General features: G+C 67.5%; 21 protein-coding genes and 1 tRNA gene. 9 read left to right on the top strand and 13 right to left on the bottom strand.

Features of this window, described 5'->3' with window-relative positions; genetic code table 11:
- Positions 1–17 precede the first annotated feature (17 nt).
- Entirely contained in the window at positions 18–458 is a 441-nt protein-coding gene (locus ACP2WS_RS10565) for a DUF1841 family protein (protein ID WP_374493743.1), read from the bottom strand.
- Between the two features lie 154 nt (positions 459–612).
- On the opposite strand from ACP2WS_RS10565, the gene ACP2WS_RS10560 reads away from it, so the two are divergent.
- The 3 genes from ACP2WS_RS10560 to ACP2WS_RS10550 all read left to right on the top strand — a co-directional run bounded on the left by ACP2WS_RS10560 (position 613) and on the right by ACP2WS_RS10550 (position 2,987).
- On the top strand, positions 613–1,296 hold the full coding sequence (locus ACP2WS_RS10560; protein ID WP_426460774.1) for an AAA family ATPase: 684 nt from the start codon (positions 613–615) through the stop codon (positions 1,294–1,296).
- Between the two features lie 148 nt (positions 1,297–1,444).
- Positions 1,445–2,041 (top strand): malonic semialdehyde reductase, encoded by a 597-nt coding sequence (locus ACP2WS_RS10555; protein WP_426460754.1) that lies wholly within the window; start codon positions 1,445–1,447, stop codon positions 2,039–2,041.
- Between the two features lie 34 nt (positions 2,042–2,075).
- Positions 2,076–2,987, top strand: a complete 912-nt coding sequence (locus ACP2WS_RS10550) for a DUF5672 family protein (RefSeq protein WP_374493738.1) — start codon at positions 2,076–2,078, stop codon at positions 2,985–2,987.
- A gap of 52 nt (positions 2,988–3,039) precedes the next feature.
- Here ACP2WS_RS10550 and trmL read toward each other — a convergent pair whose 3' ends face one another.
- On the bottom strand, positions 3,040–3,513 hold the full coding sequence (gene trmL, locus ACP2WS_RS10545) for a tRNA (uridine(34)/cytosine(34)/5-carboxymethylaminomethyluridine(34)-2'-O)-methyltransferase TrmL (RefSeq protein ID WP_374493737.1): 474 nt from the start codon (positions 3,511–3,513) through the stop codon (positions 3,040–3,042).
- A gap of 15 nt (positions 3,514–3,528) precedes the next feature.
- Complete coding sequence (locus ACP2WS_RS10540; RefSeq protein WP_426460753.1) at positions 3,529–4,329, bottom strand: ComF family protein; 801 nt, start codon at positions 4,327–4,329, stop codon at positions 3,529–3,531.
- 121 nt (positions 4,330–4,450) lie between these two features.
- Between ACP2WS_RS10540 and ACP2WS_RS10535 the strand changes: the two genes are divergently transcribed.
- From ACP2WS_RS10535 to ACP2WS_RS10525, 3 genes are all read left to right on the top strand, one after another.
- Complete coding sequence (locus ACP2WS_RS10535) at positions 4,451–5,377, top strand: methyltransferase domain-containing protein (protein ID WP_374493734.1); 927 nt, start codon at positions 4,451–4,453, stop codon at positions 5,375–5,377.
- Positions 5,378–5,510: 133 nt separating this feature from the next.
- Positions 5,511–6,137 carry an SCO family protein gene (locus ACP2WS_RS10530; protein WP_426460773.1) on the top strand — a complete coding sequence of 209 codons (627 nt, stop codon included), beginning with the start codon at positions 5,511–5,513 and terminating at the stop codon, positions 6,135–6,137.
- A 145-nt stretch (positions 6,138–6,282) separates the two neighbouring features.
- Positions 6,283–7,464 (top strand): aminotransferase-like domain-containing protein, encoded by a 1,182-nt coding sequence (locus ACP2WS_RS10525; RefSeq protein WP_374493732.1) that lies wholly within the window; start codon positions 6,283–6,285, stop codon positions 7,462–7,464.
- Between the two features lie 129 nt (positions 7,465–7,593).
- Here ACP2WS_RS10525 and ACP2WS_RS10520 read toward each other — a convergent pair whose 3' ends face one another.
- Positions 7,594–9,138 (bottom strand): aminotransferase-like domain-containing protein, encoded by a 1,545-nt coding sequence (locus tag ACP2WS_RS10520; protein WP_426460752.1) that lies wholly within the window; start codon positions 9,136–9,138, stop codon positions 7,594–7,596.
- Positions 9,139–9,338: 200 nt separating this feature from the next.
- Here ACP2WS_RS10520 and ACP2WS_RS10515 point away from each other — a divergent pair, with 200 nt between their 5' ends.
- The gene (locus tag ACP2WS_RS10515; RefSeq protein ID WP_426460751.1) at positions 9,339–9,998 is read left to right on the top strand and encodes a LysE family translocator; all 660 of its coding nucleotides are present in this window, start codon (positions 9,339–9,341) and stop codon (positions 9,996–9,998) included.
- 22 nt (positions 9,999–10,020) lie between these two features.
- Here ACP2WS_RS10515 and priA read toward each other — a convergent pair whose 3' ends face one another.
- Together priA and hemE are read right to left on the bottom strand one after the other, a co-directional pair.
- Complete coding sequence (gene priA / locus ACP2WS_RS10510; protein WP_426460750.1) at positions 10,021–12,222, bottom strand: replication restart helicase PriA; 2,202 nt, start codon at positions 12,220–12,222, stop codon at positions 10,021–10,023.
- A 1,707-nt stretch (positions 12,223–13,929) separates the two neighbouring features.
- Positions 13,930–15,069 carry a uroporphyrinogen decarboxylase gene (gene hemE, locus ACP2WS_RS10505; RefSeq protein ID WP_426460749.1) on the bottom strand — a complete coding sequence of 380 codons (1,140 nt, stop codon included), beginning with the start codon at positions 15,067–15,069 and terminating at the stop codon, positions 13,930–13,932.
- Positions 15,070–15,353: 284 nt separating this feature from the next.
- Here hemE and ACP2WS_RS10500 point away from each other — a divergent pair, with 284 nt between their 5' ends.
- Positions 15,354–15,860, top strand: a complete 507-nt coding sequence (locus ACP2WS_RS10500; RefSeq protein ID WP_374493724.1) for a hypothetical protein — start codon at positions 15,354–15,356, stop codon at positions 15,858–15,860.
- A 121-nt stretch (positions 15,861–15,981) separates the two neighbouring features.
- Here the strand turns inward: ACP2WS_RS10500 and ACP2WS_RS10495 are convergent, their stop codons facing one another.
- From ACP2WS_RS10495 to ACP2WS_RS10485, 3 genes are all read right to left on the bottom strand, one after another.
- Positions 15,982–16,716 (bottom strand): hypothetical protein, encoded by a 735-nt coding sequence (locus ACP2WS_RS10495; protein ID WP_374493722.1) that lies wholly within the window; start codon positions 16,714–16,716, stop codon positions 15,982–15,984.
- 5 nt (positions 16,717–16,721) lie between these two features.
- The gene (locus ACP2WS_RS10490) at positions 16,722–17,168 is read right to left on the bottom strand and encodes a CoA-binding protein (protein ID WP_374493720.1); all 447 of its coding nucleotides are present in this window, start codon (positions 17,166–17,168) and stop codon (positions 16,722–16,724) included.
- Between the two features lie 84 nt (positions 17,169–17,252).
- Positions 17,253–19,553: a protein-disulfide reductase DsbD family protein gene (locus tag ACP2WS_RS10485; RefSeq protein ID WP_426460772.1), complete on the bottom strand. Its 2,301-nt coding sequence runs from the start codon at positions 19,551–19,553 to the stop codon at positions 17,253–17,255.
- A gap of 234 nt (positions 19,554–19,787) precedes the next feature.
- On the opposite strand from ACP2WS_RS10485, the gene ACP2WS_RS10480 reads away from it, so the two are divergent.
- The gene (locus ACP2WS_RS10480) at positions 19,788–20,624 is read left to right on the top strand and encodes a creatininase family protein (RefSeq protein WP_426460771.1); all 837 of its coding nucleotides are present in this window, start codon (positions 19,788–19,790) and stop codon (positions 20,622–20,624) included.
- A gap of 47 nt (positions 20,625–20,671) precedes the next feature.
- Here the strand turns inward: ACP2WS_RS10480 and ACP2WS_RS10475 are convergent, their stop codons facing one another.
- The 4 genes from ACP2WS_RS10475 to ACP2WS_RS10460 all read right to left on the bottom strand — a co-directional run bounded on the left by ACP2WS_RS10475 (position 20,672) and on the right by ACP2WS_RS10460 (position 25,518).
- Positions 20,672–21,583 carry an alpha/beta hydrolase gene (locus ACP2WS_RS10475; RefSeq protein ID WP_374493718.1) on the bottom strand — a complete coding sequence of 304 codons (912 nt, stop codon included), beginning with the start codon at positions 21,581–21,583 and terminating at the stop codon, positions 20,672–20,674.
- 195 nt (positions 21,584–21,778) lie between these two features.
- Positions 21,779–21,854, bottom strand: a tRNA-Thr gene (locus ACP2WS_RS10470).
- A 108-nt stretch (positions 21,855–21,962) separates the two neighbouring features.
- Complete coding sequence (locus ACP2WS_RS10465) at positions 21,963–23,567, bottom strand: phospholipase D family protein (RefSeq protein WP_426460748.1); 1,605 nt, start codon at positions 23,565–23,567, stop codon at positions 21,963–21,965.
- Positions 23,568–23,616: 49 nt separating this feature from the next.
- A complete protein-coding gene (locus tag ACP2WS_RS10460) occupies positions 23,617–25,518 on the bottom strand; it encodes an ATP-binding cassette domain-containing protein (protein ID WP_426460747.1) in 1,902 nt (633 codons plus the stop codon).
- Positions 25,519–25,803: the final 285 nt, after the last annotated feature.

The raw sequence follows: 25,803 nt of genomic DNA, 5'->3' as shown, positions 1-25,803 counted from the left end.
GGAGAGCGGGCGGCTGGTCAGTCGCGGGTGGCCTTGCGCTGCACGCAGTCGAGGTAGGCCTGGCCGTCGGGCGGGCGTCCGCTGCGCTGGCTCTCCCAGATCATGCGTCCCAGGCAGTCCATGACGGCGTGGTGGGCCTCGTGCAGGTCCTTGCGGCGGGCCGCGAGCAGTTCCACGGCCTGCCGAATGCCCCGGGGCTGGTCGATGCTGCACTGCTCGCTGATGGTGAGGTGCATGGACAGGTGCAGGAAGGGGTTGGTGGCACCTTCGGTGTCCGGGACGTGCATGGCGGCGAGGGCTGCGTCGGTGTCGGCGAGCGCGGCATGGAACTCGGGGTGTTCCGCGATCCATCCGGCGATCAGGGATTCCATGGGGTCGAGCGTGGCGCCGGTCTGGGATTTGGCGTGGACGGCGCAGAAGTAGCGGCGCACGTCGGCCTGGCTGGGTTGCATTAACATGGGAGAAATATAAGCGATCTGTGCGCGGGCAGGGCGACGGGAGGTGCAGGGTGGCCGTCCGCAGGCTGTTCCGGCGTGCAGTCGGTCACGCCCCGGCCCGTGCCGGGGCCCCATATGGGACAGGAGGCCTGTGCGGCCTACGGAAGGAGCGGATGTGCCGGTCATCGTCGTGATCAATCCCAAGGGAGGCGTGGGCAAGTCCACGCTGGCAACGCAGGTGGCGGGGTACTTTGCCTCGCAGGGGGCGTCGGTGATGCTCGGAGACCTGGATCGGCAGCAGTCGGGGCGCCAGTGGCTCGCGCTGCGGCCGTCCTCGGCGGCGCCCATCCTGCCCTGGGAGCTCGATCCCGAGGCGCGCAAGCTCAAGGTGCCGCGCGGGGTGACGCATGTGGTGCTCGATACTCCCGCCGGCTTCGACGGCAAGCCGCTGCGCGAAGCCCTGCGCATGGCCACCAAGGTGGTGGTGCCGCTGCAGGCGAGCGTGTTCGACATGATGGCCACGCGCGACTTTCTGCAGCAGCTCGCCGAGCATCGCAAGCTGCTGCGCCAGCTCGATGTGAGGCTGGTGGGCATGCGGGTGAAGGAGCACACGATCGCGCTGGCACAGCTGCGCGACTTTGTGGCCGATCTGCCGTTTCCGCTGCAGGCGGTGATCCGGGATACCCACAACTACGTGCATCTGGCCGCGCAGGGGCTGACGCTGTTCGATGCCGGGACGGTACGGCGGTTCGAGCGCGATCTGGCACAGTGGGAGCCGCTGTGCCGCTGGCTCGATGCACCTTCGCAGCCGAGCCTGGAGGAAGCCCCTTCACCCGAGGCGCCCGAAGTCTGGTACTGATGCCAGGAATCGGGGCTGATCCATGCCCATCCATGCCTCTGCGGCGGTGTACAGGCGGGTGTGCGTGGCGCATCCACCGGCGCCCCACGCACACTGCCATTTTCTGCACCGCCATGCGGCGATGCAGCCCTCACACAAGGATATTGCCATGCATACCCATGCCCCACTGGAAGCCGCTGCGCTGGCCCAGCTCTTTGCCGAGGCCCGCACGGCCAGTGGCTTTCTCGACCGGCCCGTCTCCCTGGAGATGCTGCGGCGCATTTACGCGCTGGCGAGCTGGGGCCCCACGGCCATGAATTCCCAGCCCGCGCGGTACGTGATGCTGACCACCCCCGAGGCCCGGGAGCGGCTGCTGCCGCATCTCAAGGAGGGCAACCGCTCCAAGGTGATGGAAGCCCCCGTCTGCGTGATCGTGGCGACGGATACCCGGTTCTACGACCATCTGCCCGAGGTGTGGCACGACGCCTCGGCCCGCGAGCTGTTCGCCGGCCAGCCTGCCCTGGCACAGGCCACGGCCAGCCGCAACGGTACCCTGGGAGGCGCCTGGTTCCTGCTGGCCGCCCGGGCGCTGGGGCTCGATTGCGGTCCCATGAGCGGATTTGATGCGGAAGGGGTGAACCGCACGTTCTTCCCCGATGGTCGCTGGCAGGCGAACTTCCTGCTCAATCTGGGCTACGCCGATCCGGCCAAAACCCATCCGCGCCAGCCCCGGCTGTCGTTCGACGACGCCTGCCGCGTGCTGTGAGGCGCGGGGTGCACACGATGGTGGAGGCCCGGCCGTGAGCGGCACCTTTGCGCCCCTCACGCTGGTGGCGGTCGACGGCAGGGCCGATGCGGCGGGGACGGCGCTGGGGCTGGTGTGGAGCCTGGAGCAGATGCCGGGCGCGTCGGCGCTGCTGTGCAGTCCGCAGCGCCCTGCGGAGCTGCCCGCCTCGATTCGCCATGTGCCCGTGGCGCCGCTGGACTACCAGGGCTATTCGTGGTTTGTGCTGTATGCGCTCGGCCCGCTGGTGCAGACGGAATTCGCGCTCATCGTGCAGCAGGATGGCTGGGTGCTCGATGCCGCCAACTGGCAGGATGCCTTCTATGCCTGCGACTATCTGGGCGCGCCGATCCACCTCGCACGCGTGCTGCAGGCAGGCCGCGAGCAGTGGATGCGGGGCTTCGAGTGGACCGAGGCGGCGCTGCCCGACGGCGCGCGCATCCTGCCCGTGCTCAATGGGGGATTTTCCCTGCGCAGCCAGCGCATGCTGCGTGCGCTGCACACCTACCGGGACCGCGTGCGGGTGACGATCGACCCGCCGGACCGGTTGTGGCGTGCTGGAGAAGACCAGCCGCTGGCGCTGCACTGGATGCATGACCCGCTCAACGAGGACGTGCAGCTCACCGCCGTGCTCCGGCCTGCGCTGGAAGCCTGTGGCCTGCGCTACCCCACGCTGGAGCTGGCGCGGGACTTTGCCATCGAATACGCTGCCCCTGCGCTGCATGCAGGCATGGATGTGCGCCGGCTGTTCGGGCAGCATGCGCCGCTGCGCAAGCTCGTGTCCCTGCGGCCGCCCACGGTGCGCTACGCCTGCACACGGGCACAGGCCCTGCGGATTCATGGCGAGGCGGCCATGGTCGCGCTTCTGGAGGGGCGAGGCTATCGGGTGGGCTTTGCGGACGAGGGGGGCGCAGCCTCCGCCGGCTGACAGCGCACGCAGCCCGAGGGTGGCAGCGGGGCCGGAGACGTCGGCAGGCACATCATGCCGTGGCGCCTTCGAAGCCACACTGGCGCCACGCCTCGTAGACCGAGACGGCCACGGCATTGCTCAGGTTGAGGCTGCGCTGCCCGGGACGCATGGGCAGGCGCAGACGCTGCTCCGGTGCAAACCGGTCGCGCAGCTCGGGGGGCAGTCCGGCCGTTTCGCAGCCGAAGACGAACCAGTCTCCCGGGGCAAAGGTGGCGCTGTGCACCGGGCGCGCCCCCCGGGTGGTGAAAGCGTACATGCGGGCGGGCTCCGGGTGCGCGCTGCGCAGGAACTGTTCCCAGTCGGCATGGCGGCGCACGTCGGCGTATTCGTGGTAGTCGAGCCCGGCGCGGCGCATGAGCTTGTCTTCCATGCTGAAGCCCAGCGGTTCGATGAGGTGCAGGTCGCAGCCGGTGTTGGCGCACAGGCGGATGATGTTGCCGGTGTTGGGGGGAATCTCGGGATGCACGAGGACGACGTGGAACATGGGGGGCGGTTTCCTTCAGGGACGGTCGGCACGGGCGAGCACCACGGCCTGCACCGAGGCACAGCCTGCCCGGCGCAGCACGCGCGCCGCTTCCTGCAGCGTGTGGCCGGTGGTCATCACGTCGTCGAGCAGCAGGGCATGGCGCCCCTGCAGATCGGCGCCGGTGTGGCCGGCAGGCACGGCAAAGGCGCCCCGCACGTTGCGCCGGCGGTCGGTGGGGTTCAGGGTGCTTTGGGGCAGGGTGGAGCGCACGCGCTGCAGGGCCTGCGGGCGCAGCACGGCACGGTCGTCTGCACCGCCGAGGTCATGGCGCCACAGGCGGCGCAGGGCGCGAGCCAGCAGCAGGGACTGGTTGTAGCCGCGCTGGGCCAGCCGGTCGGCCGACAGGGGAATCGGCACGAGCAGATCGGCCTGCCGGAGTGCGTCCGCGATGCCGGAGTGGGCAGCCATGCGCTCGGCCAGGGCGGTGGCCAGCCCCGGCTGGGCATGGAACTTGAAGCGGTCGATGCAGCCGTTCCAGGGCCATGCATAGGGCAGGGCTGCGTGGCAGCCGGCCAGGGCGGCAGGCGGTGCGGTCAGGCAGCTGGCGCACAGCGTGGCATCGGGGTCGGAAGCGGGCAGGGGCAGGGCACAGGCCCGGCAGCGCCGCACCGGCACATCGAAGCGCTCCACGCAGGTCTGGCACACCAGCCGGGCGGGCCACGCATGGCAGATGCTGCACACGGAAGGCATCTGCAGGGTGCGCGGTGTCAGGAGCCGCTGCAGCCAGCCACGGGGTGCGGTGCCGCGGGAGATCGAGGTCGGGAACAGGCTCATGCAGGGGCTCCGTCAGCCCCGCCGCACACGGCATGCGGCACCTTCCGATCACGGACGGCGCGCATGGGCATGGAGGGGCAGGGGGCAGGCAGATGCATGGCTGCCACTATACTGCGGCCCCGTGAGTACCCCGGATCTTCCCCCCAGCATCGATCCCCGTGCCGCGCGGCGCTGGCAGCAGCTTGTCCTGCCCCAGAGCCCCTGGCTGCACGAGGAGGTGGCGCGCCGCATGCAGGAGCGCCTCGACGTCATCACCCTGCAGCCCCGGCAGTGGCTGCACTGGGCGCCGCTCAAGGGCGGGCGCGCCGCGCATGCGCTCGTGCGCGGGCACTATCCGCAGGCCGAAGCCTGGGCGCTGGAGCCGGGCCTGCCGCCGGCGCGGGCGGCGGGGCTGGCGGAGGCGCTCGACGCCCCGGCTGCAGCGGCCGAGGCGTCTTCCGGCTGGCTGCAGCGCACCTGGAGCCGTCTGCGCGGGCCGCACACCCACACCGAAGCCCCCCAGCCCGGCAGCATGGACATGCTGTGGGCCAACATGGCGCTGCACATGGCCGCCGATCCGCAGGCCCTGCTCGCCCGCTGGCGCGAGCTGCTGGCCGTGGATGGCTTCGTGATGTTCTCGGCCCTGGGGCCGGACACGCTGCGCGAGCTGCGCGACCTGTATGCCCGGCTGGGCTGGCCAGCCCCCACCCACACCTATACCGACATGCACGACTGGGGCGACATGCTGGTCGGGGCCGGGTTTGCCGAGCCGGTGATGGACATGGAACGCATCACCCTCACCTTTGCCACTCCCGAGCGCGCCCTGCAGGAGCTGCGCGAGCTGGGGCGCAATCTGGCCGTGGACCGCGATGGCGTCACGCATGGCCGCGCCTGGCTGGGTCGGCTGCACGAGGGGCTGCGCAGCCTGGAGCGCAACGGCTCCATTGCGCTGACGTTCGAGATCATTTATGGCCATGCCCTGCAGCCCTCGCCCCGAGCGGGGGCCGACGGCACGACCGCCATCGGGCTCGACCAGATGCGCCGCATGCTGCGCCGCGACCGTCCCTGACATTCCCTGCATGTTCCACAGACGTGCCGGGTGGCCTTGGACGAGCAGGCCTTCGTACAATGCCGGCATGACACGCGAACACCCGCTTTCTTCCTTCTCCTCCTCCACCATGGCGCGCCGCCGTGTGCTGCGCATGGTGCCGGGCCTGGGACTGGCGGCGGCTGCCGCTGCTGCTGTTGCACTGGGGCTGGCCGGCTGCGATGCCGGATCTTCCTCGGCGGGCAAGCCGGGCAGTACCGGCAGCTTCAACAGCCTGGACGTGAGCGGGGCGAACTACGCCAAGGACTTCTCCCTGGCCGACATGCACGGCCAGCGGCGCACGCTGGCGGACTTCCGCGGCAAGGTGGTCGCCATGTTCTTCGGCTACACGCAGTGCCCCGACGTGTGCCCGACCACCCTGTCCGAGATGGTGCAGGTCAAGCGCCTGCTGGGAGCCGATGCCAGCAGGCTGCAGGTGCTGTTCGTCACGGTCGATCCTGCCCGCGACACGCCCCAGATGCTGCAGCAGTACATGGCCAACTTCGACCCGACCTTTCTCGCACTGGTGCCCACCCCGCAGGAGCTCAGGGACCGCGTGGCCCCGGACTTCAAGGTCTACTACCACAAGGTCGAGGGCAGCACTCCCACGAGCTACACCATGGACCATACCGCCGGCGTGCTCCTGTTCGACCCGCAGGGCCATGTGCGCCTGCACAGCAACTACGGCTCCAAGCCCGAGGCCATGGCGGCCGACATCCGGCGCCTGCTGCAGGGGCAGTAGGGCGCGGCTGGCAAGTCCCCGCCCTGTGCGGGGGACACTGTGTCCGCGTGCGGGCGCAGGGCCCGGGTTGCGCCACAATAGGCACATCTTCTGCGCCCATCGCCCCGTGTCGGACGGAGCGGGGGTGCGGCATCCGGAGCCCTTCATGAAACACTGGCAGTTTGCCACCCGTGCGGCCACCATGAGCCCGTCGGTCATCCGCGAGATCCTCAAGGTCACCGAGCAGCCCGAAATCATCAGCTTTGCCGGGGGCCTGCCCTCGCCGGAGGCCTTTCCGGTCGAAGCCTTCAACGAGGCCTACGCCAAGGTGATGCGCGAGCATCCGCGCGCGGCGCTCCAGTACGCGGCCAGCGAGGGCTATGGTCCGCTGCGCGAGTGGGTGGCCGAATCGCTGCCGTGGGACATCTCGCCGAGCCAGGTGCTCATCACCACCGGCTCCCAGCAGGCTCTGGATCTGGTGGGCAAGATCCTGCTCGACGAGGGCAGCCGGGTGGCGGTGCAGACCCCGTCCTACCTGGGGGCGCTGCAGGCGTTCTCGACCTACGAGCCGGAAATCTTCAGCGTGCCCAACGACGCGGGCGGGTCCATCAATCTGGACGTGCTGGAGCGCGAGCAGCTGCGGTATGCATCGCGCTTTCTGTACCTGCTGCCGACCTTCCAGAACCCCACCGGGCTCACCATGACGGCCGAGCAGCGCCAGGCCGTGGGGCAGACCTGCGAGGCCCTGGGGCTGCCCATCGTCGAGGACAATCCCTACGGCGAGCTGTGGTTCGATGCACCGCCGCCTGCTCCCATCAGCAGCCTGCACCCCGAGCACAGCCTGTATCTGGGCTCGCTCTCCAAGGTGCTCTCGCCGGGCCTGCGGCTCGGCTACATCGTGGCTCCCGATGCGGTGTACCCCAAGCTGCTGCAGGCCAAGCAGGCATCCGACCTGCACAGCCCGAGCCTCAACCAGCGTCTCGCGGCCGAGGTGCTGACCAAGCCGGGCTTCCTGCCCGCGCATCTGGCCCGCATCCGGGAGCTCTATCGCACGCAGTGCCATGCCATGCTGGACGCGCTCAGGCGCCACATGCCGGAAGATGTCACCTGGAACACGCCCACCGGGGGCATGTTCCTGTGGATGCGCCTGCCTGTGGGCATGGACAGCGTCAAGCTGCTGCCGCAGGCGATCCAGAAGGGGGTGGCCTATGTGCCGGGGTCGGCGTTCTACGACACCAATCCCGACATGCGCACGCTGCGGCTGAGCTTCGTCACGGCCACGGCCGAGGAGATCGACCGCGGCATCCAGCTGCTCGCGCAGGCCATCGACGCTGCCCGCGCAGGCTGAGCACCACTCCATCATCTCCAGCCCTTCGTCCGTCCGGGCGCTGAGGGCGCTTTTTCGCAGGCCCAGGGCCGGCAGCCATCCAGGTGCCGGCCCTTGTGCTGTCCCGCGCTGTCTGGCGGCTTCGGGGCTTCAGGCCGATGTCGAGGGAGAGGGCGCTCCCAGGGCCCGGATCTCGTCGGCCAGGCAGCGCCAGAAGGCAGCCTCCTGCGACACTGCAAAGTTGATGCGCATGCAGGTGCTGGTGCGTCGCTCGGGATAGAAGAGGTGGCCGGGCGCGATGAGCCAGCCATGGTCGAGCAGCCGCTGGCCGAGCCGCTCGGTATCCACGCCCGTCTCGATCCAGCCGAACAGGCCTGCTGGCGGTGCGGCCAGATGCAGACCATGCTGGCGGGCCAGGCGCACACAGCGGCTGCGGGCGGCATCGAGCCGGGCGCGGGTGGCTTCGGCATGGCGCCTGAGCCAGCCCTGCTGCAGGCACAGCGCAAGGGCACGCTCCGTGGGGGTGGGGGTGTTGAGTCCGGCGATGAGCTTGGTGTCGAGCACGGCATCGGTCCACCGGGGCGGGCAGATGACACAGCCCACGCGCCAGCCCGGGGCCACGATCTTGGCAAAGCCGGTGACGTAGAAGGTGCGCTGCAGTCCGTCGAGCGCGGCCAGCCGGGGACTGTGCGCAGGCGCAAAAGCCGCGTAGCTGTCGTCCTCGACGAGCAGGAAGTCGTGTGCTTCGGCCAGCTGAAGGATGCGGTGTGCCTCGACGGGCGAGAGGCTGTGGCCGGTGGGGTTGTGCAGCACCGAGACGAGCGAATACACGCGTGGCCGGTGGCGTGCCGCCAGCTGGGCGAGCGCCTCCAGGTCGATGCCGTCGCCGCTGCGGGGCACCGGCAGGAGCCGTACCCCCATGCGTGCCAGACGGGCGTACTCCACCGACCAGCCGGGCGCATCGACGAGGGCGCAGTCGCCGGGGCGCAGCAGGGTGCGTGCCACCACATCGAGCGCATGGGTCGCGCCGGTGGTGGTGACGATCTGCGCGGCACTGGCCTGAATGCCCAGGGCCTCCACGTGCTGCACCAGCATGGCGCGCAGCAGGGGATCGCCCTTGGGGCTGCCGTACAGGGCGCCGCTGGCCTCGATGTCCTGGCTGCCGGCGCGGCGCAGGGCGCGCGTGAGCAGCGAGGGATCGAGCCATTCGGGTGGCAGCACGCCCGATGCGGGAGAGGGCTTGCCGAGGTGGTGGCTCGACATGGCGGGCGCCTGATGCATGGCCGTGGGCGTGTGCTCGTCCTCGGGGAGCTGCACCCCTGCGGGAAACATGGTGCGGATGAGCGTGCCCACGTCGTTGGGCACGCCAGCCGGTACCGATTCGGAGGCAGGGGCGCTGGCGCTTTGGCTGGCGGCCGAGGTGCGGAGGTCACGCACATAGAAGCCGCGCTGGCTGCGGGCCTCGATGAGGCCGCGCGCGAGCAGCTGGTCGTAGGCGGCCACCACGGTGTGGGGGCTCACGCCATACCGCGTGGCGGCATCGCGCACCGAGGGCAGGCGAGCGCCGGGGGCCAGCAGCCCGGCCACGATGCGCTGTCCGAACAGGGCGGCAAGCTGGTCGGTCAGTGCGATGCCGGACTCGCGGCGCAGGACTGTGGACTCATCGGAAGAAGGCGGGGGCGCAGCAGGTGTCATGGTGGCTGTATCGGGAAACTGTAGAGGTGATGCCGGCAGTACAGTGAGTTATGTGATCCGGTCAACTGTGCTGCTACTGTATCGGATGTGGCGTATCCAATGAAGTCCTGTCGCGGGTCTGGCCGGACTGGAGCGGGAGATTTTCTGCCGTCGTCCTGTTCTGCTCCCCCGCGTGCCCTGTCTTTTGCGGAGATGCCCTCATGACTGCCCTGTCCATGGCGCCGGCGCTGGCTGGCCCGATCGTGCTCTACACCGTGGTGACGTCGATCACCCCGGGGCCCAACAACCTCATGCTGCTGAGTTCGGGCGTGCGCTTCGGCGTGCGGCGCAGCGTGCCGCATGTGATGGGCATTTCGATCGGGGCGGCGGTGATGGTGGCCCTGACGGGGCTGGGGCTTGCACAGCTGTTCGTGCGCTGGCCGGTGCTGCATGGTGTGCTGCAGGGGCTGGGCATGGCCTATCTGCTCTGGCTGGCCTGGCAGCTCACGCGCATGCCGGCCCCTCGGGAGGCCGAGGGGCGTGCAGGCGAGGGCCATGAAGGCGAGGGCAGCTCCCCGCAGGGAGTGCGTGCGCAGCCTCTGGGATTCTGGGGGGCGGCGGCTTTTCAGTGGGTGAATCCCAAGCTCTGGGTGATGGCGCTGGGCCTGTACACCACCTATGTGCCGGCCGGCAGCGGCGTGCCGATGGTGCTGGGGGCGGCAGCCCTGTTCGGAGTGATCAATCTGCCCTGCGTGAGCGTGTGGGCCGGCATGGGGCAGGCCCTGCGCCGCAGTCTGCGGCAGCCCCGCGTGCTGAAGGCCTTCAACTGGAGCATGGCGGTGCTGCTGCTCGCGTCGATGGCGCCAGCCTGGATGCATTGAGGCGTGCGCACAGCGACAGGGATCAGATGGCCAGAGGATCGACGTCGATGGCCCAGCGCAGGATGGCACGGTCCCGATGGGCGTGCAGCATCTGCGAGAAATGGTGCAGAAAGTGCTGCAGCGCGGCGCGGTTCGGGCTTTCGAGCAGCATCTGGGCCCGTTCCTGGTTGGCCACGCGCTGGGGCGTCATGGGGACGGCGGGGTAGCAGTACACGCCGGTGGCAGCAGCCAGCTCGCCACAGGCCTCGGCGGCCGTCCGCAGAAATCCCTGGGCGGCCTCCTGGCTGCGGCTTTCGGCGCGCACGAGTGCCTGGTGGCTGTAGGGGGGCAGGCCCGCATCATGCCGCTCCTCCAGCTGCCGGGCCGCAAAGGCAGGGTAGTCGTGTGCGCGCAGGGCCGCAAAAAGCGGGTGGGTGGGGAACTGGGTTTGCACCCACAGCTCGGCGGGGGTGTCGGGCCGCACCAGCGCCGCGTCGCGGCCGGCCCGTCCGCCCGCCTGCATCAGCAGGGCAAAGAGGCGCTCGGGGGCGCGGAAGTCGCTGCTGAACAGCGCCCCGTCGGGGTTGAGGGCCGCCACCAGGGTGACGCGGCGGAAATCGTGCCCCTTGGCAATGATCTGGGTGCCCACCAGCACGTCCACATCGCCGCTGTGCACGCGGGCGAGCTGGGCTTCGAGCGCGCCGGCATGGCGGGTGGTATCGGCATCGATGCGGGCGATGGCAAGGGGGGCGCCATCGGCGCGCCGCAGGGCCTGCAGGTGCTCGGCCAGGGATTCCTCCAGCCGCTCCGTGCCCTGGCCCAGGGTGCGGATGTCGAGATTGCCGCACACAGGACAGGCCCGAGGGACGCGTTCGGTGTAGCCACAGTGGTGGCAGCGCAGGGTGCGGTCAGCCTTGTGGAACACCCGATAGGCACTGCAGTGCGGGCATTCGCTTTTCCAGCCGCAGTCGGGGCAGTGGAGCACGGGGGCGTAGCCGCGCCGGTTGAGCAGCACCAGGGTCTGTTCTCCCCGGGCGGCACGTGTGCCGATGGCTTCGAGCAGCAGCGGGCTGAACACGGCTCCCCGTGGCGCATGGGCCATGTCGACGAGGCGCACCCGCGGCAGGGGTGCTGCGCCGATGCGCTCCGGCATGGCGAGCCGCAGATAGCGTCCTGCCGGTTCGTCTCCTTCGGCCGGGCGGCTCTGGTACCAGCTCTCCAGCGAGGGGGTGGCCGAGCCGAGCAGCACCCGCGCCTGCTGATGGTGCGCACGGTAGATGGCCAGATCACGGGCGGAGTAGCGCGCACCTTCCTGCTGCTTGTAGCTGGGGTCGTGCTCCTCGTCCACCACCACCAGCTGCAGGTGGGGAATGGAGGCCAGCACGGCCATGCGCGTGCCCAGCACGATGCGCGCCGCGCCGGTATGCGCTGCCAGCCAGTGCTGCAGCCGCTGCGCAGGCGTGAGGCCGCTGTGCAGGGCGGCAATGCGTTCCTGCGGGAAGCGGTCTGCAAAGCGAGCCTGGAGCTGCGGAGTGAGGTTGATCTCGGGCACCAGCACCAGCACCTGGGCCTGCGGGGTGGCGGCCAGGGCGCGCGCCACGGCGTGCAGGTACACCTCGGTCTTGCCGCTGCCCGTGCTGCCGAACAGCAGGCAGGGGCGTGGAGCCTGCCCGCCAGCCCCCTCGCCCGAGGTTTCGAGTGCCTGCAGGGCCTGTTGCTGCTGCGGGGTAAGGGGAGGTGGCACAGAGGCGGGCGTGTCCGGCGGCTGGGCCGTGGCGGTGGCCTGGAGCTTGCGCAGGCGGCGCCCGAGCTGCACGGCATCGAGATCGCGCAGCTGCGGAGGCAATGCCGAGAGGGCCACTTCCCCGGGGCTGCGCTGGTAGTAGCGCCCCGTGAAGGCGATGAGCTGGCGCCAGTGCGCATTGAGCGGGGGCAGGTCGGTGAGGGCTGTGCGCACGGGGCGGATGGCCTCGGGCGCCACCTCGGTGCCGGGCATGTCGGCAGCCTCGTCCCAGACGATGCCCAGCACCTCCCGCGCTCCCAGCGGGACCCGAACCAGGGTGCCGGGCGACAGGGCCGTGTCGTGCAGGTAGGGCAGCGGTGCCATCGACAGCGGACTGTGGGCCGGCAGGGCTACCAGCACGTCGAGCCGCACCCCCGCACCGGGGAAAGCGGGGGGGGATGGCGAGGGGGTGGGCGGTTCCAGGTCCGGGAACAGGGCCTCGTCGGAAGGTGGGAGCTGCATGGCACCGACTGTACCCGCAATCGTCTGTGGGCATGTCCCCACCGCCTGTGGACAAAGGTGTGGGCCGTGCGTGACAGGGAGGCGCAACTCCTTGATTTGTATGGAGTCACACCATGCTGCCTGGTAAATAGGCAGCTCCTGCGCAGAGCTCTTCCTTGCCTTCATGAGAGGTCCTGGCATCCGGCGCACACGCAGCGCAGGGAGCTTCCCCTTGCCGATGTCGGGGCCAGACAGGGAGGCTGCCGTCAGCCGGACGGAGAGAAATTTTCCATGCACAGAGCCTGTGGATAACTTTGTGCATGACCTTGGGACGGAGCGCGTAACCCCGCGTCACGCCACGCGGAGCTTGGCCTGCACCCATTTCGGGCAATCTCATGCAATATCAATAAAATCAATAACTTGCATTTTTTGTGTAATCTTCATGTCGCGTGCAGGAGCGCCCAAAAAAGACTTGACACTGGAATCCCTTTGTTGTGTACAAGTCCCATCGCTTCGGAATGGGCATCCCCTTCTCGGCATATGAAAAACCGTGCATGGTGAGCCCTTGCGGTTTCGGTGTGACGCCCCTGGGTGGGCAGACATGTCCCCCGGCAACGGCCCGGCGTGCATGCACTTCGCCACCTTTCCCCTTTCTGCTCGTCCATTGTGGGGCGCAATCTGGGGGATGCACCTGTGGTGCAGGGAGTGCCAGGGCGTGTCAGACCTCACGTGGCAGATATCCCTCGATTCTGTGGACAACGGTGTGGAGCCGGAAGTGCGAAACCGCTGGAAGCCGCATGGCACAAGGCTTTCAGCGCGATGCCTAAATGACAGGCAGATGAGGCCGTATGGGCAGAAGGGTCGGGTTGGAGCTCTTCTCGGAGCCTTCTGGGACAGATTTTTTCGGGATTGGCGGCCCGACAGGTCGCTGCGGTGCCGCGCATGTCACTTGGCGCTGAGTGTGCAGGACAGGCAGGTGAATTCATCCCCGGATCATGGGGACAAGGCTGTGGAGTCCCACGTGCGAAACCGCTGGAAGCCGCATGGCACAAGGCTTCCAGCACGATGCCTGAAAAATGGTCACGCAAGGATCTGGCGACAGGAAACGCATGGGAAGGTGCCCCAGCAGACGGTGCACTTCCATGCGTTTCTTCATCCCGACCGCGCATGATCGGCGCCAAGCCCCGGTTTCCAAAGGCTTTTTTACCCCCTCGTCAAACCTGTGGATAACTTTGTGCATAGTGCCTGCACAGCACGGGACAACCCAGCCGTGTCCTGTGGATGAGTGGCACGGACAAGCGTATGGCATTCGCAAAAAACATGCATCTTTTCAATAGGTTGGCGATTTCATGCTCATGCGCATCGCCAGGCATGGCCGCCTGAGGAGCGGGTCTGTTCGCTTGCCCATTTCTGTGCACAAGTCCTGTGCCGATGGGCAAGAATCGGGGAAAAATGCAGGGCGTCGCACGCATTTCCGGCGTGCGAGCCCCCAGACGCCTCCTGTGCTCGGGTGCGTGACTTTCTGGAGGGGGCGTTGCCCGGCGCTGCAGCTGATGTGCGCAATATTCCTGCGCACGTGTGCATGCGTCCTGCGTGTGTGCGCAACGAAAAAGCCCTGCAAGGGCAGGGCGCGCATCAAAGAGTCAGTCAGCCCCAAGTGCCCCTGCGCAGGGGCATGCGGGGCGGACGGCGGCTGACGCCACAGGCTTCAGTAGAAGCTCGGCCTACCTATGCCCGCAGCGTGCGGGAGTGGGCGTGCACCGTTTCGACCAGAGCTGACACATGTTCCGGGGGCGTGAACTGGCTGATGCCATGCCCCAGGTTGAAGATGTGCGTGGGGCCGCGTCCGACGCCCTGGTGCGGGGCGCCGAAGCTGTCCAGAACCCGGCGCGCTTCTGCGGCCACGGCCTCGGGCGGCGCGAAGAGAGCCATGGGATCCATGTTGCCCTGCAGGGCCTTGCCCTGGCCGTGCTCCCACAGCTGGGCACGCGCACGGCCGAGGTGGACGGTCCAGTCCACGCCCAGCACCTCGCAGTCCAGCGCCTGCATGGCGTCGAGCCACAGACCCCCGCCCTTGGTGAACACGATGCGTGGCACGGGCTGGCCATCGGGGCCGCTGCGCTTGAGCAGGGCCAGCACCTGCGCCGTGTAGGCCAGGCTGAAGGAGCGGAAGGCGGCATCCGACAGTACGCCGCCCCAGCTGTCGAACACCATCACGGCCTGTGCACCTGCGTCGATCTGTGCGTTGAGATAGGCCGCCACGCTGCGCGCGTTCACTTCCAGAATGCGATGCAGCAGGTCGGGGCGGGCATAGAGCATGGTTTTGACGGTGCGGTAATCGTCACTGCTGCCCCCTTCGACCATGTAGCACGCCAGGGTCCAGGGGCTTCCTGAAAATCCGATCAGCGGCACGCGTCCCTGCAGGGCTCGCCGGATGCTGGTCACGGCATCGAACACATAGCGCAGGCGCTCCAGATCCGGGACGGCCAGTGCCGCCACTGCGGCCTCGTCCCGGACGGCACGGGCAAAGCGCGGTCCCTCGCCCTGCTGAAAGCTCAGGCCGAGCCCCATGGCATCCGGCACGGTCAGGATGTCGCTGAACAGGATGGCCGCATCCAGTGCATAGCGCTCCAGAGGCTGCAGCGTCACCTCGGTGGCGTAATCCACCTGCGTGGCCAGTCCCATGAAGCTCCCGGCGCGGGCGCGGGTGTCGCGGTATTCGGGCAGGTAGCGGCCCGCCTGTCGCATCAGCCACAAAGGGGTGTAGTCGGTGGCCAGACCCATGCAGGCCCGCAGGAAAGTGTCGTTCTGCAAAGGCGCAAAGGACGTGCCAGCAGGGGAGATCGGTGCAGTAGAGGCTTCAGTCATGCGGGCTATTGTCGCAGGGAATTCTGATTCCACTCCCTGCCCGACTTGCGCGGGATCAGCGAGAGCCCGCATGGCTGCCAGGACTCTGTTGCTCAGCGCGGGGCGGCGCTGCTCCGCACGGGGCACGCTCCGTGATCTGCGTCACTGGTGTGGACTTTGGTTGCAAGCTGTTGCCAACACGTCGGCTGCCATGCTCTGTCCATGCCCGATACTGTGGGCGAAGGGTGTCCCTTGCAGACACGGGGGCGCCTTCTTCTTTCCTTTTTCCACCTTCAGGAGAAACCATGGGACTGCTCGACGCACTCACGCAACTTGTTTCCACCGCCACCCAGCAGGGCGGCACCCAGTCGCATCAGGTGGATGCGGTGGTCGACCAGGCTTCGCCCGATGTGCTGTCCCAGGGACTGCGGGCGGCCTTTGATGCCACCGACACACCGTCCATTGGCAATCTGGTGGGGCAGATGTTCGGGCAGTCCAGCAGCCAGCAGCAGGCAGGGCTGGTCAACCAGATCATCCAGGCGCTGGGCCCGGCTGCCGCTGGTGCGCTGGCAGGCGGCATTCTGCAGAAGGTCATGAAGCCCGGTGCCCAGCAGGTCAGCGAAAGCGAAGTGGCCCAGCTCTCTCCCGCCGAGGTCACGCAGGTGGTGGATGCTGCTCAGGCGCAAAAGCCCGAAATCAGCCAGCAGCTCAGCGACTTCTATGCCCAGCATTCGGGCCTGCTCAAGGCTCTGGGCAGCGTGGCGCTTCTGGCTGCTGCCATCAAGATGAAGCAGTACTCCGAAAAGCACTGAGTCGACATACCACTGCTCCGTCTGCCCTGTGCCCTTTTCTGCAAGGGATGGGGCACCGAGTAGCAGAGGGGGGCAGAAACGGCCTCTGGCAATGCCGCTCCTGCCCCGAAGCACTCCCGGATCAGGAGGTATAGACCACCCGGATCTGCGGGACCATGGTCACTCCCGGCTGCTTGCGCAGGAAGTCGGCGAGGAATTCGGTGAGTTTCTTCTCGCACAGCGCCATCACGGCCGGGTCTGAGGCGATGGTCTTGCCCGTGGCTGCGGCCTGGGCCGATGCCTGCTCATAGAGCTTGAGCACGGCTGCCTTTTCGTCGGTAAAGAGTCCCCCGGACAAAATCTTGTAGCGCAGATCGCGCACTGCAGGCTGTGCCACCAGCGCCGGTTTGTGCAGCCGGATCTCGATGCCGGCCGGAGTCGATCGAATGTCGTAGCTTCCGGGCTGCAGGTCATATCCCACCGGATACTCCACCGTATACCAGATGGCGACCGTGCCGGTGGACGAGAACCCCAGTACCGAGCGCTCCACGACCTGGGTCACGCCTTCCTCGCGCACCACGGTGGCGGTCAGAAGCTTGAGGTGTTCGGCCAGGGACTGCTTGCCCACCGTCAGGTAGGTGCTGTAGCGCGAATAGCCCAGCAGTTCGGCATGGGTCTGCTGCACCTGCCGCTGCAGGGTCTGCACCTCGTCATAGGCCTGCTGCATCCGGCCGCCCATGAGCAGCCAGGTCACGCCCGCAGTGAGGGCACACGCCACTCCCGCTCCAGCCAGATAGGGCAGGTGACGCAGCAGGCGTCTGCCCCGGTGCGCCAGGGGAGCGGCATGGGGCGAGGCGTGTTCGGCGGCGGAAGACATGGCCATCATGCGTGGCGCACAATGCCGCGGTGCCCCAGCTCGATCTTGATGCACTTGTCATGCACCACCGTGAGCCCTGCCGCCTCGGCCTTATGTTCGGCATCGGGATGGTGCACTCCCAGCTGCAGCCACAGCGCGGGTGCACCGATGGCAATGGCCTGGTCGGCCACAGGAGGCACATCTTCCGACTTGCGGAACACGTCCACGATGTCGATCGGATGCTCGCCTGCCTCCTTGAGGGCCTGGGCTGCAGTCGGCAGATCCGGGTAGACAGTCTCGCCCAGCACCTTGGCACCCTTGGCTGCCAGAACGGGGTTCACCGCCACCACCCGGTAGCCGGCGCACTGCAGATAGTGGGCCACTTCATGGCTTGCGCGCTCCGGATTGTCCGACAGCCCCACGACCGCCACGGTATGGCTGTTTTCGAGAAGGCGGGTGATGTTTTCCTGCATGGCAGAGTCTCCTGATGGGTGAGCAAATCAATGGTGGGGTGGTGCGTGACTGACCATTATGGAGAGCCGCGCAGCATCCGGCACCTACAGCGCAGATAGCGCCTCCTGCACATTCTTCAAGCGCAGGACTTCCACCAGCACGTGGGGCCGGTCGGGGTGGCGCGGATCATGCAGCACGTACACGGGCACGCCGCTGCGCCCCAGCCGGGCCAGCGAAGCGGTAATGGCCGGGTCGGCCCGCGTCCAGTCGGCACGCAGCAGCAACACATGGCGTGCCTGCACGGCGCGGCGGAAGTCCTCGGTTTCCAGCACGGTGTGTTTGTTGACTTGGCAGGTCACACACCAGGCTGCGGTGTAATCCACGAATACGGGTTGCCCTGCGGCCAGTGCCTGCTGCACCCGCGCTTCGGACCATGGCTGCCATCCGGCGGCAGTCTCGGTGGCCTGCGCAGTGTCCCCGGCGGGCAGGCTCCTGCCGATCAGCGGTGCGTAGCTGGTCATCAGCCAGATGAGCACGGCGGCAAACAGGCCGCGCAGCGCCCAGCGTCCCCGGCCTTCCAGCGTCAGGGTCCATACCAGCCCGCTGCCCGCCAGCAGCAGCGCCAGCAGGGCGGCGGCGCCATCCATGCCGCTCTGCTGTCCCAGGACCCACACCAGCCAGATCACCGTGCCCAGCATGGGAAAGGCCATCAGGGTGCGGAAAGTTTGCATCCAGGCTCCCGGCCGGGGCAGCCAGCGCGTCAGGCCGGGGAAAAAGCTCCCCACGCCCACAGGCAGTGCCAGTCCCAAACCCATGGCGGCAAAGATCGTCAGAGCCTGCCAGGCCGGCAAGGTCATGGCCAGCCCGAGCGAGGCCCCCATGAACGGTGCTGTGCAGGGCGAGGCCACCAGCACGGCCAGCACTCCCGACAGCAGGGCATCCGTCACCGGATGTCGGGCCGTGGCCTGCATCCAGCGGGCCGGCAAGACATGTCCCACCTCGAACAGGCCGGCCAGATTCAGACCCAGCAGCGTGAACAGGGTGGCCAGCGCCGCCACGGTCCAGGGATTCTGGAGCTGGAATCCCCAGCCGAGCTGCTGCCCCGTGGAGCGCAGGGCCAGCAGTCCGCCAGCGAGCAGCACGAAGCTCAGAATGACTCCCGCCGAATAGGCCAGTCCGCTCAGGCGCTGCTGGCGTGCATCGTGGGCGTGGCGGCTCAGCGCCAGGATCTTGATCGCCAGCACGGGAAAGACACAGGGCATCAGATTCAGAATCAGCCCTCCCAGCAGCGCGGCCCCGAGTGCCAGCCACCATCCCGGCCCCAGGGCACTTTCGGCCGGGCCCTGCGTCGCGGATGCGGCCTGCTGTGCCGATTGCAGGGCAGCCTGCAGGGCAGGAGACACCTCGGCCCGCGTCTGGGCAGGCGCCGGCCAGGTCCCCTGCACCGGAGCCACCAGCCGCAGCGGTGGCACCTGTGCCGCATTGCGCGCGATGCCATCCGCATCTGTTTCGCCCCGCAGGGCGAGCACGATCGGCAGGGCGCCGGGGCTGTCGGTGCGCTGGGCCTCGTCGAGCGGCAGCGTCATCCACCAGGTGGCCCCCGACCATCCTTGCTTGCCCGCATCGGCCGGGGGCGTGATGGTGGGTGTTTCGGGATACAGGTTGAGCGCCTTGCCCTGCCAGGCAGCCGGCAGGCCCTGCACCTCGTAGCGCAGCGCATGCGCCGTGGCGTCGACACGGGCATGGGCGCTGGGCGGCTTGGCTCCGGGCAGTGCCTCAACCGGTACCCGGGCCAGGGCCGCCTCGAAGGCCGGGCGCGAGGCGGTTTGCGCCTGTCCTGTCGGCAGCGTGAGACTGAACTGTCCCTGCTGCGGAATGCATTCCTTGCGGCATACCAACCACTGTGCCTGCAGCCGGAGAGTGGCGGGGGCTCCCGCTTTCCATGCAGGGCCTATATGCACCGCCACCGGCAGCAGCACGGTGCCGTCGTAACCGTAGTTGGCCAGCTGTCCAATCGGCAGCCGGGTGGGCACAGGCCAGCGCACGTCGCCGGCAGTCATGCCGGCCGGCAGCGTCCAGCGCAGGGAGGTGGCCTGTCCACTGTCACCGGGATTGCGCCAATAGGTGTGCCAGTGCGGCTGATGGGTGAGCTGCAGCCCCACCCACAGCGGCTTGCCTGCGGCCACCCCCTCCGGGGCATAGGCCAGCAGGCGTGCATCCACCTGGTCATTGCGCACCTCGCTGGCGTCCGTCGTCAGAGCAGCAAAGGCCGACGCAGAAGAGGCGCTCACGCTGCCAGATACCTGCTGAGCCTGGAGCGGTGCACCCGCCATGCAGGCCCCCAAGGCCAGGGCCATCCCTGCGCTGTTCCTGCGCCATGCCTTCTTTGCCAGCGGAGCCGTCATGTGGCCCTGTGGCAGGGGCCGCACCATGCCCCCACGACTGATCCGCATCCAGCCGGTCACGGCCCGGGCGAATCCTCTGATTGCTTGCTTCATACCTGCATCCTGTATGGCCCTGCACCGTCTCGGCCCGGCAGTCCGGCGAGCACGCCTATGGCTGGTCTGGCAGGGTGCCTGTGTGGCTCCGCATTATGCGCGGGCGGGTAGGGCAGCGATGCGGCAGCTATCATGCTGCCCATGGTTGCCGCATCTCCTTCCCCGTCCCTGTCGCGCTACTGGTCCGATTGGACCACCACCGATCTGGCACGCATTGACCGCCGTCGTGCCATTGCCATTCTGCCCGTGGCAGCCACCGAGCAGCATGGTCCGCACCTTCCTGTGCGCGTCGATGCAGCGCTGGCCGAAGCCATGATCGCCGCCAGCCTGCCCCATCTGCCCCCCGATCTGCCGGCCCTGTTCCTGCCCGTGCAGGCCGTAGGCTACAGCACCGAGCACACCGCCTTCGAGGGCACCCTGACCCTGTCGGCCGAAACCGTGCTGCGGCTGTGGACCGAGCTGGCCGAGTGCGTGGCCCGCAGCGGAGTGCGCAAGCTGCTCCTGTTCAACACCCACGGCGGCAATGTGGGCCTCCTGGACGTGGTGGCACGCGATCTGCGCACCCGCCTCGGCATGCTGGTCTATGGCTGCAGCTGGTTCAACCTCCCGCTCGGCGAGGCCGATGCCGCTTTCGATGCGCACGAACACCGCTTCGGGGTGCACGGCGGCGAGATCGAAACCAGCCTCATGCTGGCCATTGCCCCCGGCCTCGTGCACATGGATCGGGCACAGAACTTCGTCAGCACCTCCGAGTTCCGGGCTGCCCACTTTCCCACGCTCGGCAATGGCCGCAGCGCCAAGCTGGCCTGGCAGGCACAGGATTACAACCCTGCAGGCGCCACCGGCCATGCCGCCGCCGCCACGGCCGCCAAGGGACAGGCCCTGCTCGACGCTGCAGGGCACGCCCTTGCCCGGCTGCTCATCGAAATCGACCAGCTGCCTCCCGACACCCTGCGCGAGCGGCCCCCCGTCGCCTGAGGGCACTGTGCGCCTGCTTTCCCGGACGAGGCAAGGAGCAGGGCGACTCAGAGAGCTCCCTGCGTGTGGCGCATCATGAAGTCCGCTGCCTGGCGCAGGGTGCGCTTCGATTCCGGCAGCTTGGCAAACAGGGCCGGCCACGCATGCACCATGTGGGGCTCCAAATGCAAGGTGGCCTCCACGCCAGCCTCCAGGGCCCGTGTCACCAGCCGGGTGGCATCGTCGCGCAGCATCTCGTGCGCACTCGCAAACACGAGCAGGGGCGGCAACCCCTGCAGATCGGCAAACAGAGGCGAGGCCAGCGGGGTCGCCCGGGCATCGTGTCCAGCCAGATACCAGGCTGCAGCCTGCTCCAGCCAGTGAGCGTGGAACATCACGTCGCTCTCCGCACAGACCCGCACGCTCTTGCCACTCATCGACAGATCCGTCCAGGGCGAAAACGCCACCGCACAGGCCGGCATCGGCAAGCCCGCCGCGCGAGCGGCCACCAGCAGGGACAGCGCCAATCCACCGCCGGCCGAATCCCCGGCCACCAGGAGCCGCCCTGGCTTCACCCCCTGTTCCAGAAGCGTTCGGTACCAAGACAGGGCATCGTCCACTGCCGCCGGAAAGGGGTGCTCCGGCGCCAGCCGGTAATCCGGCACCAGCACCCGCGAGCGTGTCAGCAGCCCGAGCCGCGCGCAAATCTGGCGATGCGTTTCGGGGCTGCCGAAGAAATACCCCCCACCATGCAGGTAGAGCAGGGTGCGTTCGGTCACAGGCCCCTCCACCCAGTCGGCCGGGCACAGGCGACCGCTCCGTGGTGCTGGATGAACCACCACCGTGCGGGGCAGCGGCGGCGCCATGCGCATCACCCATTGCACCCGCTGGCGCACCATGGCGGGATCGAGCGGCACGGACGGGCTGCCCTTCACCATGCGGCGCAGCCAGGCATTGAGAAGGATGCGTTGCAGACTCATGAGGGGAATCCTCCAGACATGCGGCCAAGGCCGATCATGACGGCCTGTCCCGCGGGGCCAGGCCGTCTCCATGCCCTCCATCATGCCCGATGACGGTCTCTGTCCGATCGGCGCACGACCAAGGCGTCCCATCTGGCGCACACAAAACAAAACCCGCAGAGTCCTTGTGGGACCCATGCGGGTTCTGAGAGAGGTTGGTGCCGACTGCCGGAATCGAACTGGCGACCTACGCGTTACGAGTGCGTTGCTCTACCAACTGAGCTAAGTCGGCGCAGCGCGGATTGTAAAGTATTTTTGCCAACCTGGCCCGGTCCTGCAGCCAGCAGGACATCGCCTTGTCGTTCCCGGGCCACGCGAGGCACCCCGAGCCGCCTTTGGTTCACAGCAGTTCGTCTGGCGCAAAGGGGGCCATCAGGCGAAGCATCCAGCGCAGCGGACGACTGGCATCCGGTTCCTCTGTCTGGTCGTTCAGCCCGCTCTCTGGAGGGGCCTGCCACAGCAGGGAGCCATCGGTGCGCAGATGCACCGTCCAGGCGCTTTCGCGCACGATCGGAGTCACCCGCTCCTCGATCATCTGCGCCAGCGTCCGGCTGCGGATCAGCAGCCCCACCTCACTGTTCTGCAGATGCGAGCGCTGGTCAAGATTCATCGACCCCACAGCCACGATCCGGCCATCGATCACCACCAGCTTGGCGTGCAGGCTCGCACGTGCCGCTTTCCCCGCCGAGCCGAACACCGTGCGTGCCGACTGCTTCTGCAGGGCACGCATCTCGTGCAGTGCGACCCCGCTGCGCAGCAGCTCCCGACGATGGCGGGCATAGCCGATATGTGCGGCAGGCGCATCGGTCGACGCCAGCGAATTCGTCAGCACATCCACTTGCACCCCTCGCTGGTGCATGGCGGCAAAGCGGGCCAGCATGTCCTTGCCCGGCACAAAGTAGGGCGAGACGATCAGCACCCGCTGCCGCGCGAATCCCATCAGATCCATCAGGCCATGCACCACGGTGTCGTCGGTGGAGACGCGCCCTCCGGAATCCGCATCCTCGGCTTCCAGCTTGGCAGGGGCATCGGCCAGCAGGGCGCTGGGAGCCCATATCCACGAGGCGTGCAGGATATCCATGGCCGGCGGGTAATGCCCATCCGCCGCAGGGCCGGAGGCCTGCGCCGCCGGCTCCTCCTCTGCTGGTGCGGGTGGAAACGACGGCCGCGTCGAAACCGGCTGCCAGGTGGTTCGCAGCCGATCGAGTTCCCTGCGGCTCAGCAGCCGCTGGACCGGGTAGGCCAGCGGATGGTTCCAGTACCTGTCAAAGCTGTCCGACATCCGGCGCACGATGACCCCTGTGGCCAGCACATCCATGTCGATGAAATTGCTGTCCTCCGCCTGGCCGAAATACGCATCTCCCAGATTTCTCCCCCCCACGATGCCCATGATGTTGTCTGCGATGAACAGCTTGTTGTGCATGCGGTGCTGCAGCCGGGAAAAGTCCCGCAGCGTCACCATGGCACGCCATCCTCCCAGAGCGCGCCCCCCGGGCAACGGATTGAAAAGCCGCATCTCGATGTGGGGAACGAACGCCAGCTGCAGCACCTGCGCATCCGCACCGCGGGTATTGAAGTCGTCCAGCAGAATGCGCACCCGCACCCCCCGGGCAGCCGCTGCCCGCAGGGCCTGCAACAGCACCCGCGTGCTGCCATCGGCGTGGATGGCGTAATACTGCAGATCCAGCGTGCGGGTGGCCTGCTCGATCAGAGCCAGACGGCTTGCCAGGGCCCCGTCCGCACTGTCCACCAGCACAAAGGCACTCGGCTGCCTGCCGCCGCTGTCCTGCATGGCCTTCTGTTCCCAGCGCCGCAGCGGAGTCGCCACGCCAGTGTCAAGTGCAAACGACGCCTCGCGTCCCCGGTTGTCGGGCAAGCCCGCGCAGCCTGCAAGCAGCAGCATGCCCAAGCCCAGAAACATCCAGCCCATCCGGTGTCGCATCATGCTGCTCCTTCCTCTGTCCGGCTCTTGCCCGCACCCCCGGCAGGTCATCTCACGAAGAAGACTGCGTGCTCGACAGCAGCTCCCACCGCTCCAGCGCCTGCATCAGCTCCTCCTCGATCGCCTCGTCGCGCTGCTGCAGCGAAATGGCTTTCTGCAGGTCGCTGGAATACAGACTCCCATCGGCCAGAGCCGATCGGATCTCCCCCTGCTCCGCTTCCAGGGCCTCGATGCGCCCCGGCAGGGCATCGAGTTCGCGCTGATCCTTGTAGCTCAGCTTGCGGCGCGGTGCCGGCGATTTTCCGGAAGCACGAGCCTCGGTGGCCGATGCCGCCCCAGGATCGGTCTTTTCGTTGCGGGGCCTGTCTTCTCGCACCAGCTCTGCAGCACGCTGGGACTGCGTCAACCAGTCCTGCACGCTGCCTTCGTATTCGCGCCAGCGCCCCTCTCCTTCACTCACGATCGTGCTCGTCACCACGTGATCCAGAAACGACCGGTCATGACTCACCAGAAACACCGTTCCCTCATAGCTTTGCAGCAACTCCTCCAGAAGCTCCAGCGTGTCGATGTCCAGATCGTTCGTCGGTTCGTCGAGCACCAGCACATTGGCCGGACGCGCAAACAAGCGGGCCAGCAGCAGCCGGTTGCGTTCGCCGCCACTCAGACTCCGCACAGGAGACGCCGCACGCGCCGGACTGAACAGAAAATCCCCCAGGTAACTCTTCACGTGCTGGCGCCGCTGCCCGATCTCGATCCATTCGCTGCCCGGACTGATGAAATCCTCCAGCGTGGCATCCAGATCCAGCGCCTCGCGCATCTGATCGAAATACGCCACCTGCAGATTGGCGCCCTGTCGCACCGTCCCTGCATCCGGCGCAAGCTCTCCCAGAATCAGCTTCAGCAAAGTCGTTTTTCCGGCGCCATTCGGCCCGATCAGCCCCACCTTGTCGCCGCGCAGGATCGTGGCACTGAAATCCCGCACCACCACCTTCTCCCCGAAACGCTTGTCCACATGCTGGAGCTCCGCCACGATCTTCCCACTGGGAAGCCCACTCGCCACCTCCATGCGCACGCGGCCCACCGCCTCGCGACGTTCCGCCCGTGCCTGCCGCAGACGCTGCAGACGCACCACCCGGCTCTGACTGCGCGTGCGCCGAGCCTCCACCCCCTTCCGTATCCAGACCTCTTCCTGCGCCAGCAGCCGATCGGCCTTGCCCTGGATCACGGCCTCCTGGGCCAGTTGTGCTTCCTTGAGCACCTGATACTGCGCAAAATTACCGGGGTAGCTCCATAGCCGACCTCGATCCAGCTCCACCATCCGGGTACACACCGCATCCAGAAAGGCGCGGTCATGGCTGATCGTCACCACACTCCCCCTGAACCCCTTGAGCAAATCTTCCAGCCACACGATCGAATCCATGTCCAGATGGTTCGTCGGCTCATCCAGCAGCAGCACATCCGGTCGCGCAACCAGCGCCTGTGCCAGCGCCACGCGTTTACGGGTCCCGCCAGAAAGACCACCCACCCGCACATCACGCTCCAGATGCAGCCTCTGCAGCGTCTCGGTCACCCTCTGCTCCCAGTTCCACCCATCAAGCGCCTCGATCCTCCCTTGCAGAGCATCCAGAGCCTGTGCATCCGTCTCGTGCAGAAAACGCTCCCTCAGCGCCAGAACCTCCTCCAGTCCCCGGCTGACCGCCTCGAACACACTCCAGTCCGGATCGAGCACCGGCTCCTGTGCCACATAGGTGACACGCACCCCTTGCTGCACCTGCACAGTCCCTTCATCAGCCTGTTCGAGGCCCGCCAGTATCTTCAGCAGGGAGGACTTGCCCGCGCCATTGCGCCCGATCAATCCCACCCGTTCCTGCAGTTCGAGTGAAAAATCCGCCCCATCCAGGAGCGCCACGTGCCCATACGCCAGATGGGCATTCAAAAGAGTCAAAAGAGCCATGCCGCCATTATCCGTGGGGCGATCACTTCCTGTATGCACCGGTCTGGAGCCCCTGCCTGTCGATCGCAGTGCAACCAGATCGTTGCCAACGCGCAACAAGAAGGGTTTCCCCCAGCTTTGGTGCAAGCAGGACTCGCGCATTGTCAAAAAAGGTGCATAATTCATTCCCATGCCGCAGCGCACCAAGCGAAGCGGCAAGTCAGCAAAACAAGATCTTCAAAAAGTTCTTGACTGATCAAGAAAGCGTGATATAGTAGAGGGCTTCGCTGATCGAGGTGAAGTCTT

The sequence above is a fragment of the Brachymonas moutaii (nom. illeg.) genome, from assembly GCF_049977365.1.
Taxonomy (GTDB): Bacteria; Pseudomonadota; Gammaproteobacteria; order Burkholderiales; family Burkholderiaceae_C; genus Brachymonas.
This window is presented reverse-complemented; position numbering and strand designations above follow the sequence as displayed.

Bases quoted from the DNA above. Each gene is read 5' to 3' on its own strand.
- ACP2WS_RS10565 (WP_374493743.1), bottom strand. From the start codon at position 458: ATGTTAATGCAACCCAGCCAGGCCGACGTGCGCCGCTACTTCTGCGCC.
- ACP2WS_RS10555 (WP_426460754.1), top strand. From the start codon at position 1,445: ATGCATACCCATGCCCCACTGGAAGCCGCTGCGCTGGCCCAGCTCTTT.
- trmL (WP_374493737.1), bottom strand. From the start codon at position 3,513: ATGTTCCACGTCGTCCTCGTGCATCCCGAGATTCCCCCCAACACCGGC.
- ACP2WS_RS10540 (WP_426460753.1), bottom strand. From the start codon at position 4,329: ATGAGCCTGTTCCCGACCTCGATCTCCCGCGGCACCGCACCCCGTGGC.
- ACP2WS_RS10530 (WP_426460773.1), top strand. From the start codon at position 5,511: ATGGTGCCGGGCCTGGGACTGGCGGCGGCTGCCGCTGCTGCTGTTGCA.
- ACP2WS_RS10525 (WP_374493732.1), top strand. From the start codon at position 6,283: ATGAAACACTGGCAGTTTGCCACCCGTGCGGCCACCATGAGCCCGTCG.
- ACP2WS_RS10520 (WP_426460752.1), bottom strand. From the start codon at position 9,138: ATGACACCTGCTGCGCCCCCGCCTTCTTCCGATGAGTCCACAGTCCTG.
- ACP2WS_RS10515 (WP_426460751.1), top strand. From the start codon at position 9,339: ATGACTGCCCTGTCCATGGCGCCGGCGCTGGCTGGCCCGATCGTGCTC.
- priA (WP_426460750.1), bottom strand. From the start codon at position 12,222: ATGCAGCTCCCACCTTCCGACGAGGCCCTGTTCCCGGACCTGGAACCG.
- hemE (WP_426460749.1), bottom strand. From the start codon at position 15,069: ATGACTGAAGCCTCTACTGCACCGATCTCCCCTGCTGGCACGTCCTTT.
- ACP2WS_RS10500 (WP_374493724.1), top strand. From the start codon at position 15,354: ATGGGACTGCTCGACGCACTCACGCAACTTGTTTCCACCGCCACCCAG.
- ACP2WS_RS10495 (WP_374493722.1), bottom strand. From the start codon at position 16,716: ATGTCTTCCGCCGCCGAACACGCCTCGCCCCATGCCGCTCCCCTGGCG.
- ACP2WS_RS10490 (WP_374493720.1), bottom strand. From the start codon at position 17,168: ATGCAGGAAAACATCACCCGCCTTCTCGAAAACAGCCATACCGTGGCG.
- ACP2WS_RS10485 (WP_426460772.1), bottom strand. From the start codon at position 19,553: ATGACGGCTCCGCTGGCAAAGAAGGCATGGCGCAGGAACAGCGCAGGG.
- ACP2WS_RS10480 (WP_426460771.1), top strand. From the start codon at position 19,788: ATGGTTGCCGCATCTCCTTCCCCGTCCCTGTCGCGCTACTGGTCCGAT.
- ACP2WS_RS10475 (WP_374493718.1), bottom strand. From the start codon at position 21,583: ATGAGTCTGCAACGCATCCTTCTCAATGCCTGGCTGCGCCGCATGGTG.
- ACP2WS_RS10465 (WP_426460748.1), bottom strand. From the start codon at position 23,567: ATGATGCGACACCGGATGGGCTGGATGTTTCTGGGCTTGGGCATGCTG.
- ACP2WS_RS10460 (WP_426460747.1), bottom strand. From the start codon at position 25,518: ATGGCTCTTTTGACTCTTTTGAATGCCCATCTGGCGTATGGGCACGTG.